General features: G+C 67.9%; 15 protein-coding genes. 7 read left to right on the top strand and 8 right to left on the bottom strand.

The genetic code is table 11. The features are described from left to right. The coding region (locus tag B2742_RS02055; RefSeq protein ID WP_292062352.1) for an RNA polymerase sigma factor region1.1 domain-containing protein at window positions 1–1,359 on the bottom strand (1,359 nt) is incomplete at its 3' end. 70 nt (window positions 1,360–1,429) lie between these two features. Beyond that, window positions 1,430–3,295 carry a DNA primase gene (gene dnaG, locus B2742_RS02060; protein ID WP_292062355.1) on the bottom strand — a complete coding sequence of 622 codons (1,866 nt, stop codon included), beginning with the start codon at window positions 3,293–3,295 and terminating at the stop codon, window positions 1,430–1,432. A gap of 222 nt (window positions 3,296–3,517) precedes the next feature. Between dnaG and B2742_RS02065 the strand changes: the two genes are divergently transcribed. Beyond that, complete coding sequence (locus B2742_RS02065; RefSeq protein WP_292062359.1) at window positions 3,518–3,784, top strand: hypothetical protein; 267 nt, start codon at window positions 3,518–3,520, stop codon at window positions 3,782–3,784. Between the two features lie 18 nt (window positions 3,785–3,802). Here the strand turns inward: B2742_RS02065 and B2742_RS02070 are convergent, their stop codons facing one another. Beyond that, entirely contained in the window at window positions 3,803–5,035 is a 1,233-nt protein-coding gene (locus tag B2742_RS02070; protein ID WP_292062362.1) for a DUF1624 domain-containing protein, read from the bottom strand. Between the two features lie 117 nt (window positions 5,036–5,152). On the opposite strand from B2742_RS02070, the gene B2742_RS02075 reads away from it, so the two are divergent. Beyond that, window positions 5,153–5,617 (top strand): nuclear transport factor 2 family protein, encoded by a 465-nt coding sequence (locus B2742_RS02075; RefSeq protein ID WP_292062365.1) that lies wholly within the window; start codon window positions 5,153–5,155, stop codon window positions 5,615–5,617. Between the two features lie 6 nt (window positions 5,618–5,623). Here the strand turns inward: B2742_RS02075 and carA are convergent, their stop codons facing one another. Genes carA through B2742_RS02095 form a run of 4 tightly spaced genes read right to left on the bottom strand, consistent with a single transcriptional unit; the run spans window position 5,624 to window position 9,994 of the window. Then, complete coding sequence (gene carA, locus B2742_RS02080; RefSeq protein ID WP_292062367.1) at window positions 5,624–6,784, bottom strand: glutamine-hydrolyzing carbamoyl-phosphate synthase small subunit; 1,161 nt, start codon at window positions 6,782–6,784, stop codon at window positions 5,624–5,626. A 46-nt stretch (window positions 6,785–6,830) separates the two neighbouring features. After that, window positions 6,831–8,141: an amino acid permease gene (locus B2742_RS02085; protein ID WP_292062370.1), complete on the bottom strand. Its 1,311-nt coding sequence runs from the start codon at window positions 8,139–8,141 to the stop codon at window positions 6,831–6,833. Beyond that, window positions 8,138–9,136 carry an aromatic ring-hydroxylating oxygenase subunit alpha gene (locus tag B2742_RS02090; protein ID WP_292062374.1) on the bottom strand — a complete coding sequence of 333 codons (999 nt, stop codon included), beginning with the start codon at window positions 9,134–9,136 and terminating at the stop codon, window positions 8,138–8,140. The genes B2742_RS02085 and B2742_RS02090 overlap by 4 nt, the downstream gene beginning before the upstream one ends. Window positions 9,137–9,178: 42 nt before the next feature. Continuing rightward, window positions 9,179–9,994: a hypothetical protein gene (locus B2742_RS02095; protein ID WP_292062377.1), complete on the bottom strand. Its 816-nt coding sequence runs from the start codon at window positions 9,992–9,994 to the stop codon at window positions 9,179–9,181. A gap of 178 nt (window positions 9,995–10,172) precedes the next feature. On the opposite strand from B2742_RS02095, the gene B2742_RS02100 reads away from it, so the two are divergent. The 4 genes from B2742_RS02100 to B2742_RS02115 all read left to right on the top strand — a co-directional run bounded on the left by B2742_RS02100 (window position 10,173) and on the right by B2742_RS02115 (window position 15,274). Further along, window positions 10,173–10,871 carry an HAD family hydrolase gene (locus B2742_RS02100; protein WP_292062379.1) on the top strand — a complete coding sequence of 233 codons (699 nt, stop codon included), beginning with the start codon at window positions 10,173–10,175 and terminating at the stop codon, window positions 10,869–10,871. A gap of 113 nt (window positions 10,872–10,984) precedes the next feature. Then, window positions 10,985–11,299 (top strand): ribonuclease E inhibitor RraB, encoded by a 315-nt coding sequence (locus tag B2742_RS02105; protein ID WP_292062382.1) that lies wholly within the window; start codon window positions 10,985–10,987, stop codon window positions 11,297–11,299. Between the two features lie 16 nt (window positions 11,300–11,315). Next, the gene (gene carB, locus B2742_RS02110) at window positions 11,316–14,618 is read left to right on the top strand and encodes a carbamoyl-phosphate synthase large subunit (protein WP_292062384.1); all 3,303 of its coding nucleotides are present in this window, start codon (window positions 11,316–11,318) and stop codon (window positions 14,616–14,618) included. A gap of 254 nt (window positions 14,619–14,872) precedes the next feature. After that, on the top strand, window positions 14,873–15,274 hold the full coding sequence (locus B2742_RS02115) for a hypothetical protein (RefSeq protein WP_292062386.1): 402 nt from the start codon (window positions 14,873–14,875) through the stop codon (window positions 15,272–15,274). A gap of 93 nt (window positions 15,275–15,367) precedes the next feature. On the opposite strand, the gene B2742_RS02120 is transcribed toward B2742_RS02115, so the two are convergent. Beyond that, window positions 15,368–15,655, bottom strand: coding sequence for a hypothetical protein (locus tag B2742_RS02120; protein ID WP_292062388.1), 288 nt, complete (start codon window positions 15,653–15,655; stop codon window positions 15,368–15,370). A 114-nt stretch (window positions 15,656–15,769) separates the two neighbouring features. Here B2742_RS02120 and B2742_RS15520 point away from each other — a divergent pair, with 114 nt between their 5' ends. After that, window positions 15,770–16,297, top strand: a complete 528-nt coding sequence (locus B2742_RS15520; protein WP_414633033.1) for an Imm52 family immunity protein — start codon at window positions 15,770–15,772, stop codon at window positions 16,295–16,297. The last annotated feature ends 249 nt before the right edge of the window (window positions 16,298–16,546 follow it).

Raw genomic sequence — 16,546 nt, forward strand, 5'->3', positions numbered from 1 at the left:
CAGGCCGATGTTGCCTTCCTGAATAAGATCAAGGAATTGCAGGCCGCGGTTGGTGTATTTCTTGGCGATGGAGATGACCAGGCGCAGGTTGGCCTCGACCATTTCCTTCTTGGCCTGACGGGCCTCGCGCTCGCCCTTCTGCACCGTCTGGACGATGCGGCGGTAGTCGTCGATCGGCAGGCCGGCCTCGGTGGCCACGGCGGCGACGTCGCCGCGGATCTGGGCGATCTGGGCCTGTTCATTGTCGCTGAATTTGGTCCAGCGGACGCCCATGTCCTTGACCCGGTCGGCCCAGGTCGGGTCCAGCTCGGCGCCGAAGTATGACTTGAGGAATTCCGGCCGCGAGATGCCGTAGCTGTCGGCGAGGCGCAGCAGCCGGCCTTCCAGGCCCATCAGCCGCTTGTTGATCGCATAGAGCTGCTCGACCAGCGCCTCGATGCGGTGGTTGTTCAGCTTCATCGTCTTCAGCCGGCCCGAGATGCCCGCCGTCAGGGCGTCATAGGCCTTCTGGTCCTTGGCGCTCAGCGCCTCGCCCTTGAGCCGGCTCTCGACCAGCTTGTCCTGCAGCTTCCGGAACGCCCCGAAGTCCGCGGCCACCGCGTCCAGCACCTCCATGACGCCGTCACGCAGCTCCGCCTCCAGCGCCGAGATCGACATCCCGCCGCCATCGTCGAAATCCTCGTCCTCCTCGTCGTCCGTCTCCGGCTTTTCTTCCGCGTTTTCAGCGCCTTCCGCCGCCGGGGCGGGAACCACGGGGGCGCCGGCGGGGGGCTGGTTGTGCGGCAGGGACGAGGGGTTGAGCACGCCATAGGTGGCGTCCAGGTCGATCACTTCCCTGAGCAGGATCCGGTTGTTCGCCAGCTCATCGCGCCACACCATGATGGCCTCGAACGTCAGGGCGCTCTCGCACAGCCCCGAGATCATCGCGTCCCGCCCGGCCTCGATCCGCTTCGCGATCGCAATCTCGCCCTCGCGGCTGAGCAGCTCGACGCTCCCCATCTCCCTGAGATACATCCGAACGGGGTCATCAGTGCGGTCATACGCCGCCTTGGCCGGCGTCTCCGAGACGCTGGTCTCGGCCCGCTCGACGACCTCGCCGCCCTCCTTCTCGGTGGTCTCGGCGGCGTCTTCCTCGGCCTCGACGACGTTGACGCCCATCTCGGACAGCATCGCCAGCGTGTCCTCGATCGCGTCGGGAGTCACTTCCTCAGACGGCAGAACCTTGTTCAGGTCCTCCATCGTCACGTAGCCCCGAGCCTTCGCCTGCTTGATAAACTTTTTGACACCGGCGTCGGTGAGGTCGAGCAGCGGACCGTCGCTCTGGGCTTCGGTTTCCTGCGTCTCGGTCTGGGCGCTCATACAGTCTTTTCTCCGGGTGGAGCGGCTGATCAGGCCGTCCGCCAAATACAACGTGTGGCGGGTTCGTTGGTTACGAGCCCGCGCTGTCTTCCCAAATCTCTCCGGTTTTGATCGCGCGACGCAAAGCATCCCGCTCGGCTTTCAGCCTGCGGAACGCCTCGTCCTGGCCCGGCATTCCTGCCGCCGAGCTCAGTGCATCCTCCAGCGCCGCCACGCGAGTGAGCGCGTCGAACGCCTGCGACCATCGGATCCTTGCCTCGGCGAGGGGCGCATTTGCGGCCAGGAAAGGCGCGCCGGACTTTGCCGCCGCCTTCTCGACCTCGCGCACTAAAGCATCATGACCCGATTGCGCCAGATGGCGACGCAGCGCCGCCGAGTCAAGGTCCTGACCCGAGAAGCGCAGGCGAACCATCTCCTGCGCCAGCCCCTCCAGGGCCGGGTCGCCGAAGCCGTGCGACGAGATCGCCTCCAGATGATCGTCCATGCGTTCCGGGTCGTCGATGGCGCCGTGGGCCAGGGCGGCGGCCACCGGCTCGATCGAACGACTCAGCGACTGCATGGCCTGCGCCCCCTCGGCGGTCTGGCCCAGCTTCGGCGGCGGTCCCGGACGCCAACGCCCGCCCGGGCCCGCCGCCGGCTGACCTTGCGGCGCGCGGCGGGCGGGGAACAGGGCGTCGAAACGGTCGAACAGTTCGCGGCGATACTGTTCCGCCAGGTCCTTGTCCTGAATGGCCGAGGCGGCCTGGCGCAGGCGGCCTTTCAAACCGGCGCGACGCTCGGGCGAATCCAGCGGCTCGACCTCGGCCTCCTTCTGGAACAGCACCTCCGCGAAGGGCCGGGTCGTGGTCATGGCCTGACGCAGCGCCGGCGCCCCCTTGTCGCGCAGGATGTCGTCCGGGTCCTGACCGCCCTCCAGCAGGGCGAAGCGGAACGATCGCCCGGACTTCAACTGGGGCAGGGCGCGGTCGATGGCCCTGAACGCCGCCCGTCGGCCGGCCGCGTCGCCGTCGAAACAGAGGACCGGCTCGTGCGAGACCCGCCACAGGCGCTCCATCTGCTCCTCGGTCAGGGCGGTGCCCATGGGCGCGACGGCCGGGATGCCGGCCCGGTGGCAGGCGATGACGTCCATATAGCCCTCGACCACCACAATGGCCTGATCGCTCTTCGACTCCGCGCCGAGAATGCGGCGCGCCTCCGGCAGGCCGTAGAGGGTCGCGCCCTTGTGGAAGAGCGGGCTCTCCGGGCCGTTGAGATATTTGGCGCGGTCATCCGGGTTCATCGCCCGGCCGCCGAAGCTGACGATCCGCCCCCGCGCGTCGAGGATGGGGAACATCAGCCGGTCCCGGAACCGGTCATAGGGCTGGCCGCCGCCCTCGGGCGCGATCAGCATCCCGGCCTCGACGAGGTCGCCCGGCTTGGCGCCCCGCTGGACCAGCGCCGCCTTGAGCCCCTCGCGGTCGTTGGGCGCATAGCCGAGACCGAACCGCTCCCACTGGTCCTCGGGCAGGCCGCGCTTTTCCAGATATTCGCGCGCCGCCTTGCCCGGAGACCGGCGCAGATTGGCGGCGAACCATTTCTGGGCCAGGTCCATCCAGTCGGTCAGGCCCTGTTTCCGGACCTCGCGCTCGGCCGCCTGCGGATCTTCCGCCGGCAGGGCCATGCCCGCCTCCCCCGCCAGTCGCTGCACCGCCTCGACGAAGGACAGCCGCTCGGTCTCCTGCAGGAAGCTGATGACGTCGCCGTGCTTGCCCGACGAGAAGTCGTGGAAGAAGCCCTTGTCGTCATTGACGAAAAAGGACGGCGACTTCTCCTTCGTGAAAGGCGAAAGGCCGACGTATTCGCGGCCCTGACGCTTGAGCTTCACCGTCCGCCCGATGATGTCGGACGGCCGAAGGCGGGCCTTCAGTTCTTCAAGGAAGCGATCGTCGAAGCGCACCGCGCCTTATAGCGCGCGACTCACCGGTTGGGGCGTCTTTACCTTTGGTTAACCAGAATGGCCAAAGCGCGGCCATAACTGCCTGAAAATGCGCATAGTTTTCTCGCAGTACACGGAACTGTCCACATCCCTGTGGATTAACCATGCGCCGTCCCGGAAGCTGGCGGAGACAGCGGAGACGCGGCGAAGACCGTTCACCCGTTCGAGAATGAAAGCCATTCCATGTTCATGACCATCGCCCGCCCGGCGGTGGAGCCCCAAGGCCCCGACACCGTCGCCGTCCCCGGTTCCCCCGCCATTCCCGAACTGTCGCCGCGCGCCCTGCATGCGCGCCTGCTTGAGAACGCGGCGCTGCGGCGGATGCGCGGCGCCGAGCGCCTGCGCAGCAACCGGCTGGAAGACGCCGACTACTGGCTGCACGCCGCGCCCGTCGCCGTCCGCAAGGCCTGCGCCCTGCGGGAAGAGAAAAGCTTCGCCCCCCTCCCCTGAGGCTTCCGCTCAGAGCGTCTAGAGGTAACCCAGCCACCAGTCCCGGCGGCGGCGCTTCAAGGCCTCGAACCACCGCGACAGCGGGTAGAGGATGACCAGGACCGCGGCCCATGCCGCATAGACCCACCCGAGGCTGAAGCCCCAGCCCGCCTCGATCAGCCGCGACGGGTCGGTGATCGTGTCGAGGAAGGCCGACGGCGGGACGCCGACGGCCATGCCGACCAGCACCGCCAGCGTGTGCGCGATCCAGATGTGCAGCAGATAGGTGAACAGGGGGGTCCGGCCGAAGGCCAGCAACGGCCGCAGGACTGGTCCCTTCAGCCGGTCGAGCGCCAGCAGCAGGACGAAGGCCAGGCCGATCATCAGCAGCACATAGGCCGGCGACGGCGGATACTTGTTGGCGCTGATGAAACTGAAGGTCGACCACAGCGGCCCCTCCTGCATCGTCCACGGGAAGGGGTCGAAGCCAGGCAGGTTTAAGCCGCGCCCGAGGGCGAACAGGGCGAGGAAGCCGGCGGCGAATGCCATCACGCGCGCCCGCCTCAGTCCGCCGGCGTCGGTGAGGAAGCCCGCCAACCCGTATCCCAGCAACAGGAGCCCGCTCCACTGGATCGCCGGATAGACGACCAGCAACAGCCCGGCTTCGGTCGGCATCGGTCCCCGGACGGCCAGCATGCGCCAGACCGGCTCGAGCGGTCCAAAGCTCGCGGGCTGGATCAGGTTCAACGCCGGGTGCGCGACGAGGATGGCCACGCCGAGGGCCAGCACCAGCATGCGCGGCAGTCGATGCAATCCGGCCAGCGCGATCATGCCGAATCCGATGGCCCAGATGACCTGGGCGAAGATCCACCAGCCGAAATTGAACCCGATCCCGATCAGGGTGAACTCCAGCACGATCAGCCACAGGCCGCGCGTCAGCAGGAAGCGAGAGAGGTCCCCGGGGCTCTTGCCGTTCGCCCTCTGCAGCCACACCGACAGGCCCGCGAGAAAGACGAAGATGGGGGCGCACAGGTGCGTGACCCAGCGCGTCATGAACAGCGCCGGGTCCCCCGAATCCAGCGCCATGGGGTCCGCCGTGAAGGCGGTGGCGTGGAAGAAGTCGCGGACGTGATCCAGCACCATCAGCACGATCACCAGCCCCCTCAGGGCGTCGATCCCGTCTATGCGCACGGCGCCGGAGCGAGTGACGCCGCCGGCGGCGGGCGAGGCGAGCGGCGCGTCGTGCGCGGTCTCGACGGGCTGTGCGGTCATGGATGCCTCCCCGGCCGGGGAAGCTAGAACCGCCCGAACCGTCGCGCCAGACCCCGGCTTCACCTCACGCCGCCGACGTGCTTGGCTGTTTCGGGGCTCGGGGACCTGGAGACAGAGATGAAACCGCTGATGATCGCCGTGGCGCTGGCCGCCGCCCTCGCCGCCGGACCGGCCCTGGCGCAGGACCCGTGGACGCCTTACGCTCCCGCCATCGCGGCCGTCGACGCCGGCGTCCGCGCGCCGCTCGAGGCCTATCTGCGGGGTCACGCCACCGGCCGGGCGGACGACTTCCGTCCTGCCTTCCACCCGGACGCCCAGCTCTGGGGCACCCGGAACGGGACCCTGATCCGCATGACCTCGGAGGAGTATATCAGCCGCGCCTCCGGCTCGCCCCCCGCCGACGAAGCGGAACGTCGGCGCTGGATCGAGGCGATCGACGTCACGGGCGACACGGCGGTGGCCAAGATCGTGCTGGATTATCCGGCGGTGAGATTCACCGACTACATTCAGCTGATGCGGATCGACGGCGCCTGGCTGATCGTCAACAAGATGTTCCTGGCCGAGCCCAGACCGCCGGCCTGAACCGCCTCAGGCCTTCATCAAGTCCGCGAACCGCTGGAACAGATAGAGGCTGTCGGCCGGCCCGGGCGACGCCTCCGGATGGTGCTGGACGCTGAACACCGGCCGGTCCTTCAGGGCGATGCCGCAGTTTGTGCCGTCGAACAGGCTGACATGGGTCTCGGTCACGGCCTCGGGCAGGCTGTCGCGATCGACGGTGAAGCCATGGTTCATCGACACGATCTCGACCTTGCCCGTGGTCAGGTCCTTGACCGGGTGGTTGGCCCCGTGGTGGCCCTGATCCATCTTGACGGTCCGGGCTCCCAGCGCCAGCGCCAGCATCTGGTGGCCGAGGCAGATGCCGAACAGCGGCGTGCCGCTGTCGACCAGCTTGCGGATCTCCGGAACGGCATAGACGCCGGTCGCGGCCGGATCGCCCGGCCCGTTGGACAGGACCACGCCGTCGGGCTTGCGGGCCAGGATGTCCTCGGCCGTGGTCGTCGCCGGGACCACGGTGATCTTCGCGCCCGTGGAAGCCAGCGCCCGCAGGATGTTGCGCTTCACCCCATAGTCGACGACCACCACCGACCGGTTGGACGCGTTCACGCGCGGATGGCCTTCCGGCCAATCCCACAGACCCTCGTCCCATTCGAAGGCCTGCAGCGTCGAGGCGGGTTTGGCCAGGTCGAGTCCGACAAGACCGGTCCAGGCCTTCGCCTGCGCCACGAGGGCGTCGAGATCGAACCGGCCGTCCGGATCATGGGCGATCACCGCATGGGGCGCGCCGCCATCGCGGATCAGGACGGTCAGGGCGCGGGTGTCGACCCCGGCCAGACCCACGACGCCGCGCCGCGTCATCCAGTCGTCAAACGAACTGTCGGCGCGCCAGTTGGCCGGATCGGTCGGGACGTCGCGGAAGATCGCGCCACGGGCCGAGGTGTCCGAGCCGCCGCCGATCTGTTCCAGGTCCTCGACATTGGTCCCGGTGTTGCCGATGTGCGGGAAGGTGAAGGCGAGGATCTGGCTCATGTAGGACGGGTCGGTCAGGATCTCCTGATACCCGGTCATGGCTGTGTTGAAGACGACCTCGCCCAGGGCCGAGCCGGTCGCGCCGCAGCCGACGCCTTGCAGGATGGTTCCGTCCGCGAGCGCGAGCACGCCGGTGACGCCGGGAAGAAGCTGGGTGGTCATGGCAGGCTCCCTAGCACCGAATCCCGGCGAGCAAACGGCCGGTTTGCTAGTGAGCCGCCGCCTCCGGGTCAACCGGGTTCGCCGGCTTGCCCCGCATGAAGGCGAACCAGGCCGCGGTCGTCACCGCGAAGAACACCCCCGTCGGCAGGATATAGCCCGGCGCCGCGGCGGCGACGGCGGTCGTGGCGAACAGCAGGCCCAGCGCCGCGACGAACCGCGCCCGGGTCCAGCGCGCCAGCCGGAACAGCGATGCGGAACAGAGGGCGTAGACCAGCAGGCTGAGCACCGAGGTGACGCCGACCAGCATGCCGAACTGGCCGCCAAGGGTGGGCTGGCCGGACAGCACCGCCACGATACTCATGATCGCCCCGCCCAGAAGCGGGTTGACGATCGGCGTCCGCTCCCCGTGACCAAAGCCCGACGGCAGATAGCCCGACCGGGCCGCCGCGCGGGCCGTCTCTCCGCCCAGCATGACCCAGCCGCTGAGGGTGCCGACCGCCTTGACGACCGCGCAGGCCGCGACCGTCGCGCCGATCGAGGCGCCGAACACCCGCGCCGTCAGATCGGCATAGGGACTGGATGATTCGGCCAGCACGCCGGCCGGGATAACCCCGAACACCGCCACACTGGCGGCGACATAGACGACCGCGGCCAGCAGGACCCCGGCGACGGACGCCCGCCCGACGTCGCGCGCCGGATTCCGGACACGGGCGGACAGTACGGCGGCGGTCTCCACGCCGAGGAAGGCCCAGAAGATCACGGCCAGCGAGGCGGGGACGCTGTCGGCCAGGCTGTTTCCGGAGGGGCTCCAGGACGCCGCGAAGGTCTCGCCGCTGAAGGCCGAGACGCCGGCGGCCACGGCGATGACGATGGGGACCAAGCCGATGACCAGGGCCAGGGCCGCGAACCGCGACGCCGCCCGCGCGCCGAGGATATAGGCCCCGGTCGTCAGCCAGATCAGGGCCAGATTGCAGAAAGTCGCGGCGACCGGCTCCCGCAATATGGGAAAGAAGAAGCCGAGGTAGCCCGTGGCCGCGACCGCAATCGCGACATTGCCGACGAGGCAGGCGGTCCAGAAGGCCAGCGCCGTCTGGAAGCCGAAGAACCGCCCCAGCCCCCGCTCGGCGAACCCGGACAACCCGTCCGCGTCCGGCTGCAACCGGCCGAGGGCCGCGAACACCAGGGCCAGGGTCACGGCCCCCAGGCCGGCGACGCCCCAGCCGACCACGCTCGACGACCCGACCGGCGCGAGGGTGGCGGGCAGCAGATAGACGCCCGAGCCGATCATGTTGCCGGCCACGACGAGGGCGGCGAGACCCCAGCCCAGCTTGTGCCGGTCTTCGATGACAGCGCTCATGGATGAACCTCCGCGATCCGTGACTGGAACCAGGCGAGGGCCACCTCATGGTTCGGGCTGAGCACGCCGCGATCATAGGCGCCCGCTGACAGGTTGCGCTGCACCGCCTCGCAGATGGCGGCGTCCTCGGCGGTCAGGCGATCCGAAGCGGTCAGGGCCTCGCCCAGCGTGCCTTCGCCGCCGTCGTTCAGGAACAGATAGTCCAGCCGCGTCCGCCCCGGCCCGACCGGCGTCATCCGCTCGATCATGGCCCCGTCGCGATAGACGTTGACCCCCAGGTTCGGCCACAGCCAGCCCCAGACGCCCGCCTGCGGTCCGTCGTTGACCCCGACGGCCTCCTGCACGACCACATCGCCCTCGACCCGCACCCGGTATTCCGCCCCGCCCAGCTCGTCGGCCAACAGCGGATGCACCGAGCCGATGTGGTAGCCCTCAAGGTAGTTCTCGGCATAGGTCTTCCAGTCGCAGGCCAGATCGTGAGAGCGACGCAGGGCCGGCGCGGCGATCGCCAACCCCCGCTCCGCCAGCACGGCCTCCAGCGGCGCGACATGGCCCGCCAGAGGCGCAGCGTCGGCGTCCATGGTGGCGAAGACGAGACCGCGCCAGGTCTCCAGCCGCAGGGCCAGCAGGCCGAACTCGCGCGGATCAAAGCCCTCCGCCGCGCCGAACCCGGTCGCCGCTCTCAGCCGCCCGTCCAGCGCATAGCGCCAGCCGTGATAGGCGCAGACCAGCTCACCCTCGCAATGCCCTGATGAACCTGTGACCAGCGGTCCGGCCCGGTGGCGGCAGACGTTGTGAAAGGCGCGCAGGGCGCCGTCCTTGCCCCGCACGGCCAGCAGGCGATGTCCGGCGACATCGGTCGCGATCCAGTCGCCAGGGGCCGGCGCCTCGGCCTCGTGGCCCAGGAACAGCCAGGCGCGCCCGAACACGGCGGATCGCTCGCGCACCCAGGCTTCGGGGCAGCCGTACAGTCGGGCGGGAAGCGTGGCCTGCATGCGGAGATGAAGGCCCCGGCCGGCCCTTCCCGTCAACCGGTCTCAGACCGTGATCGCATCCATGCCGGCGAACACGGCGTGGGTCGCCCCGGCGGTATGGGCCGCCAGACCGCGGTCGGGACGCAGGTTCAGCAGCATCACCTGCGGACAGGCCTCGCGCGCCACGGCGATCAGCTGCGAGGCCTCCAGCCATTCGTGGGCGTTCTCGTGGGCGACGCCGGCGAAATCGATGGCCAGGCACTGCGCGTGGGCCCCGACCAGCCGTCGGGCCGCGCCCGCGTCGGGCGCGATATGCAGGATGATCCCGAGGGCCGCGGTCTCGAAATGGGCGATGGCTTCGGCGACCGCGTCGGGCGGCGCCTGCTCCAGGCCGCCCATCACCTCCACCAGCAGGGTGCCGGGCGCGCCGCCGTGCTGAAGCTCGGCGCACAGCAGAGCGAACCGTCCGCCGCTCGAGGCCACCGTCCGCCAGAAGGCCGGCAGGACGCCGCTGTCGTCCGTCCCGAGGTGCAGCAGGTCGAGGCCGTGATTCAGCGTCTGCAGATCGATGCGTTTGAGATCCATGGGCTCCAGCGTGCGGCGGCCCAGCGCGGCCAGGGCGCTCTCGCCGCCGCGATGGCGCACCGTCCGGCGGATGCGGCGGCTGACCGGAACCGACCGGCTGAGATCAAACACCGGCTGCGCCGCCAGCGTCACGGTCAGTTCACGGCGCGCGCGCGTCACGAGCGTGAAGGTCAGGCTTTCATAGGGGGCCGCATAGGAGCGCCGCTCGCCGAGCGGCATGGGATGGCGCTCATGCGAATCGCCGGCGCCCTCAGCGCCGTCGGCCGGTCGGGTTTCACCCTGTATCCGCGTCATGACCGCCTCCAAAGCCGGTCCGGGAAAAGCCTCCGCCTGTCAGTTCGCGCCTCAAGGTGAAAACACATCGCTGACGAACGTGGTCAAACGCCATTGACCATGCTGCGTCCCGATCTGGTTCAGCCTGGCCGTCCACGGACCCTTGCGCGATCCGGTCCGCATGGGCCAAGACGCCGGCATGAGCATCACCACGGTCGGCCTGGATGCCGACGATACCCTCTGGCACAACGAGACGATCTTCAGGCTGACCCACGACCGGTTCGTCGATCTGCTGACCGATCACGACAACGCCCTGATCGAGGCCCGGCTGGCCGAGGTCGAACGACGCAACCTTCGCCTCTACGGCTACGGGGTGAAGGGGTTCACCCTGTCGATGCTCGAGACCGCGATGGAGCTGTGCGACGGCGCGCCGCCGCCCCACGCCATCCGCGAAATCCTGGCGGCCGGTCGCGAGATGCTGGCCCATCCGGTCGAGACCCTGCCCGGAGTGGACGAGGCCCTCGCCGCGCTGTCGGAGCGCTACCGCCTGGTGCTGATCACCAAGGGCGATCTGCTGGACCAGGAGCGAAAACTGGCGGCCTCGGGCCTCGGCGACCTGTTCGCGGCGGTCGAGATCGTGTCCGAGAAGGACCGGACGACCTATGAGCGGGTCTTCGCTCGCCACGGGACCGGCGCCGGCGAGGCTGTCATGGCCGGCAACTCCATGAAGTCGGACGTTCTTCCAGCGCTCGAGGCCGGCGCTTTCGCGGTCCACATCCCCTATGTCATCACCTGGGCGCACGAGTTGGCGGATGCGCCCGGGGATCACGACCGTTTCGGCGCGCTCGACGGCATCGCGGGCCTGCCCGACTGGATCGATGCGCGGTCGGACGGATAAGCGCTTGCTCCCTCGCCGCCCCGTCTTTAGACGGGCCGCTTAGCCGACAACAAGAACCGCCCCGCGCCGGCATCGCCCGCGTCGGGTCCCCGCGCGCGAGGAGACCAGCCGCCTTGACCGATGCCGACGTCCCTCACGAAGAGCGCGACGCCATGGTCCGGGCGTCGCTGGCGGCGCATGGCGACAGCGGCGTCACGCCCCGGCACACCCTGTTCTATTTCTACGGGGACGGGGATCACGAGGACCTGAACGAGGTGGCGCGGCGCGCGGGGTTCCTGACCCGGGGGCACGACGACTGCACCATCCTCGAAACCACGATGGCGGTCGACGAGGCCTCGTTCTCGCCCGTCTCCTCCATGATGCAATCCTGGGCCGCGGCCTTCCAGCTGGACTACGACGGCTGGGAGTGCGCGGTCGTGACGAACTGAAAGTCCCGTAAAAACAATGCCTAAGCGCACGGACATCAAATCTGTACTGATCATCGGGGCGGGGCCCATTGTGATCGGACAGGCGTGCGAGTTCGACTATTCCGGCGTCCAGGCGTGCAAGGCGCTGAAGGCCGAGGGATATAGGGTCGTGCTGGTCAATTCCAATCCGGCCACGATCATGACCGACCCGGAGGTGGCGGACGCCACCTATATCGAGCCGATCACGCCGGAGTTCGTCGAGCGGATCATCGCGAAGGAACGGCCCGACGCCCTGCTGCCGACCATGGGCGGGCAGACGGCGCTGAACACGGCGCTGGCGCTCGATGCGTCGGGCGCGCTGAAGAAGTGGGGCGTGGAGATGATCGGGGCGAAGGCCGATGTCATCGACAAGGCCGAGGACCGCCAGAAATTCCGCGACGCCATGGACAAGCTGGGGCTGGAAAGCCCCCGCTCCAAGGCCATCCATCACATCGACGAGGCCGAGGACGCCCTGGCCTTCGTCGGCCTGCCCGCCATCGTCCGCCCGTCCTTCACCCTCGCCGGCACCGGCGGCGGCATCGCCTACAATGTCGAGGAATACCGCGAGATCGTCGAACGCGGCCTCGACCTGTCGCCGACCACCGAGGTGCTGGTCGAGGAGAGCGTGCTGGGCTGGAAGGAGTATGAGATGGAGGTCGTCCGCGACAAGGCGGACAACTGCATCATCATCTGCTCGATCGAGAACATCGACCCGATGGGGGTTCACACCGGCGACTCCATCACCGTCGCCCCGGCCCTGACGCTGACCGACAAGGAGTACCAGCGGATGCGCACGGGCTCGATCAACGTCCTGCGCGAGATCGGCGTCGAGACCGGCGGATCGAACGTGCAGTGGGCGATCAATCCCGCCGACGGCCGGATGGTGGTGATCGAGATGAACCCGCGGGTGTCGCGCTCGTCCGCCCTGGCCTCCAAGGCCACGGGCTTCCCGATCGCCAAAGTCGCGGCGCGTCTGGCGGTGGGCTACACGCTCGACGAACTGACCAACGACATCACCATGGTCACGCCGGCCTCGTTCGAGCCGAGCATCGACTATGTCGTCACCAAGATCCCGCGCTTCGCCTTCGAGAAATACCCCGGCGCCGAGGCGACCCTGTCGACCTCGATGAAGTCGGTCGGCGAGGTCATGGCCATCGGCCGGACCTTCCAGGAATCGATGCAGAAGGCCCTGCGCGGCCTCGAGACCGGCCTGACCGGCTTCAACGAGATCGAGATCGACGGCGTCGTCGACGTCGAGGACGAGGCCTCGGCCCGGGCCGCCGTGGTGCGGGCGCTGGGGATGCCGACGCCCGACCGCATCCTCGTCATCGCCCAGGCCTTCCGCCACGGCCTGTCGGTCGAGGAGGTCAATGCGGCCTGTTCGTACGAGCCGTGGTTCCTGCGTCAGATCGCCGACATCGTCCGCACCGAGGGCCATATCCGGGTCCAGGGCCTGCCGACCGACGCCACCGACTTCCGCAAGCTGAAGAGCAAGGGCTTCTCCGACGCCCGTCTGGCCCAGCTCACCGGCCAGACGGAAAAGGCCGTCCGGACCGCCCGCCGCGGCCTGAACGTGCGCCCCGTGTTCAAGCGTATCGACACCTGCGCCGCCGAATTCGCCTCGGCCACCGCCTATATGTATTCGACCTATGAGACCGGCGCCCTCGGCCAGGTCCCGCAGTGCGAATCCAACCCAACCGACAGAAAAAAGGCGATAATTCTGGGCGGCGGGCCGAACCGGATCGGGCAAGGGATCGAGTTCGATTACTGCTGCTGTCACGCGGCCTTCGCCTTCGCCGACATCGGCGTCGAGTCGATCATGGTCAACTGCAACCCCGAGACGGTTTCGACCGACTATGACACCTCCGACCGGCTGTATTTCGAGCCGCTGACGGCCGAGGACGTGCTGGAGCTGATCGAGGTCGAGCGCTCGACCGGAAACCTGATCGGCGTCGTCGTCCAGTTCGGCGGCCAGACCCCGCTGAAGCTGGCCCATGCGCTGCACGAGGACGGGGTGCCGATCCTCGGCACCTCACTGGATTCCATCGACCTGGCCGAGGACCGCGAGCGGTTCCAGGTCATGCTGCACGACATCGGCCTGATGCAGCCGCCCAACGGCCTGGCGCGCAGCGCCGAGGAAGCCGCGCAGAAGGCGGACGAGGTGGGCTATCCCGTCGTCCTGCGCCCCTCCTATGTGCTGGGCGGACGCGGCATGGTCATCGTTCACGACCGCGAACAGCTGGACCGCTATGTCGGCGAGGCCATGCGGGTCTCGGGCGACGATCCGGTGCTGATCGACCACTATCTGAACCGCGCCACCGAGGTGGACGTCGACGCCTTGTGCGACGACGAAACCGTCTTCGTCGCGGGCGTTCTGGAACATATCGAGGAGGCCGGCGTCCACTCGGGCGACAGCGCCTGCTCCATGCCGCCCTACTCCCTGTCCGACGCCACCATCGCCGAGCTGAAGCGTCAGACCGAGGCCATGGCCCGGGCCCTGAAGGTGCGCGGCCTGATGAACGTCCAGTTCGCCATCGAGGAGCCGCACAGCGCCGAACCGCGCATCTTCGTGCTGGAGGTCAATCCGCGCGCCAGCCGCACCGCGCCGTTCGTGGCCAAGACCATCGGCCAGCCGATCGCTGCCATCGCCGCCAAGGTCATGGCCGGCGTGCCGCTGAAATCCTTCGGCCTGACCGACACGCCGTACGACCATATCGCGGTCAAGGAAGCCGTCTTCCCCTTCGCCCGCTTCGCCGGGGTCGACACCGTGCTGGGCCCCGAGATGCGTTCGACGGGCGAGGTCATGGGGCTGGACTGGAAGCGCGAGGGCGAGGCCGACATGGCCCCCGCCTTCGCCCGCGCCTTCGCGAAGTCCCAGATCGGCGGCGGCACCACCCTGCCTGTCGCCGGCTGCGCCTTCGTCAGCGTCAAGGACGGCGACAAGCCCTTCATCGTCGAGGCGGTGAAGACCCTGCTGGCAGAGGGTTTCACCATCATGGCCACCGGCGGGACGCACACCTACCTGAACGATCAGGGCCTGCCCGTCGCCTTCGTCAAGAAGGTGCTGGAAGGCCGCCCGCACATCGTCGACGCGATGAAGAACGGCGAGGTCCAGCTGGTCATCAACACGACCGAGGGCAAGCAGTCGCTGCAGGACAGCTTCAGCCTGCGGCGCACGGCCCTGATGATGAAGATCCCCTATTACACGACGACGGCGGGGGCGCTGGCGGCGTCCCAGGCGATCGGGGCGATCAAGGCCGGCGAGCTGGATGTGCGGCCGATCCAGGACTATGCGCACTGACGACCCGTTGGCGGCTATTTCGACCAGTCCGGGGGCGCGGAAAACGGCGCGGCCCGGACAGTTCGGCCAGCCATTTCAGGGACAACGGGGTGGGATAACCGCGACAAATGGCCGGGATGCCGGGGACAAAACCGGGACAAAACCGGGACATTTGCGGGACATCCGCGGGACAGACACCGCGACAACAGCGACATGGAAGACACCGGGCGGCGCCTGCGTCCGTTTCTGACGCAGGCCGGCGCCATCATGACCGGATGGAGCACCATCGCCTGCGCAAATACCGGGGGCCGGAGACCTGGGTCCAGGTCAGGGCGGCCTATGTCGCCGGGGAGTCCGCGCCGTCCGTGGCGCGACGGTTCGACGTCGGCCTGTCCAATCTGAGACGCCGCGCCATGGCCGAGGGCTGGACCCGCAGCCGCATCGCCGAACAGCTGGACCTCAAGCCGTTGCGCGGCGGGGCGGATGACCCCAGGCCAGCCCTTGCGGCGCTGTCGCCGGCAGGCGAGACGGTCGAGCCGCCCTACGTCGATCCCGCGCTCGCCGTGGCGCGCGCCCTGCGCCGCGCCGCCTGGCTGCTGAGCCAGGGACAGGCGGCGGAAGCCATGGCCCTGATGCGCGCCGCCGAGGCGCTGGAGCGGGCGGCGACGGCGGGATGAGGGGGCAGACGCCCGGCGACCCGCAGGGCGCAGATTTTCTGAACGCCTGCTTTCGGCGACCAGGCGAGGGGCGGCCCTCGACCCAAAGCGGACCTAGAGCCGCTTCACCACTGGGAACCGCCTTTCCAAGTAAATGGTCGCCGCCCTTTGCAGGTCTGGCCGGTCGATCTTTGAGAGGCTGCCTCTATGATCGAAGGGTCCGAAGAGCGTCACCGTGTCAATGTCGTCGATGTAAGCGCGAGCACGGCAATATGCCCCGCCTAGATCGAAGTGGTAGTCGAGGTAGTTGTAACGCTGCTCAAGGGATGCGCCGTCCCACACCTCATCTACGCAATGCTCTATCTCGACGGGTGTGATTGGATCAGTGGCGTCGTTTGTCATGCAGCCTCCGGAAGTCCGGCCCACGGTCGCATTCCTCACGTCCGCTTTCCACCCTCAGGCGACGGTCCGTTGCCGACCCATTGCGGACATCTCTATCGTCCGCGAAGGTGCCGCATGACGACGATTTTGGTGGGCGTGTATTGGGGAGTTCGGGCTGAGCTTCTTGAACGGGCTGCGGCTCGCCTCCATGACCATTTCGGAGCCCTTTCGAGTACCTCGGAGCACCTGACCCATTGGTATCTCCGCGCCTCACGCAAACCGAAAATACCGACTCCAGTAGACACCGCATCTGCGGACGCGCTGGCGACGTTGCTCGCACAAGGAGTAAACCGACGAGATACTGATAAGACTGTTATCGCCGAGCTTGGGTGGGGAATAGGTCTCTGGAACGGCAGCTCAGGTCCGATAGAGGCGTCAACCTCAATCCTCTGCAACTGCACGTCGCCCCGCGTGACAAACTCGGCGTTGGTCGAGGTGAGCGCAGATGGCATTGAACCCCTCAGTGTCCAGCGAGCAGAGGAGCTATTGAAGCGCCTCGTTGACATCTGGGAGCCCGACGAGGGCATTGTAAGCCGGTCCATCTGGTTGGCGGTTGAAGGGCGTCAGGAAGAAACTGAACTAGCGAGGTGGAAGGCTCAATAAGGGCCAACTGCGTTGGCAGTGTCCGCAATCCACCCTTGGTCGACCGTCCCTTATCGACCCATAGCGGACGCTTAGGCGAATGGCGGTTCAGAACCGCGATCACATTCAGGGGACTGCTTCCACCAGTCGTCTGAGTATGAGGTTCTCGTATTCTATCTGGCCTCGGTAGTTGTAAATCATGAAATCGGTGGCGGATCGGATAGCCAGAAGGTCGTCACCTGATTTGTCCACGGCTATTGACGCGACTTG

This window comes from Brevundimonas sp. UBA7664 (genome assembly GCF_002483305.1).
Lineage (GTDB): Bacteria > Pseudomonadota > Alphaproteobacteria > Caulobacterales > Caulobacteraceae > Brevundimonas.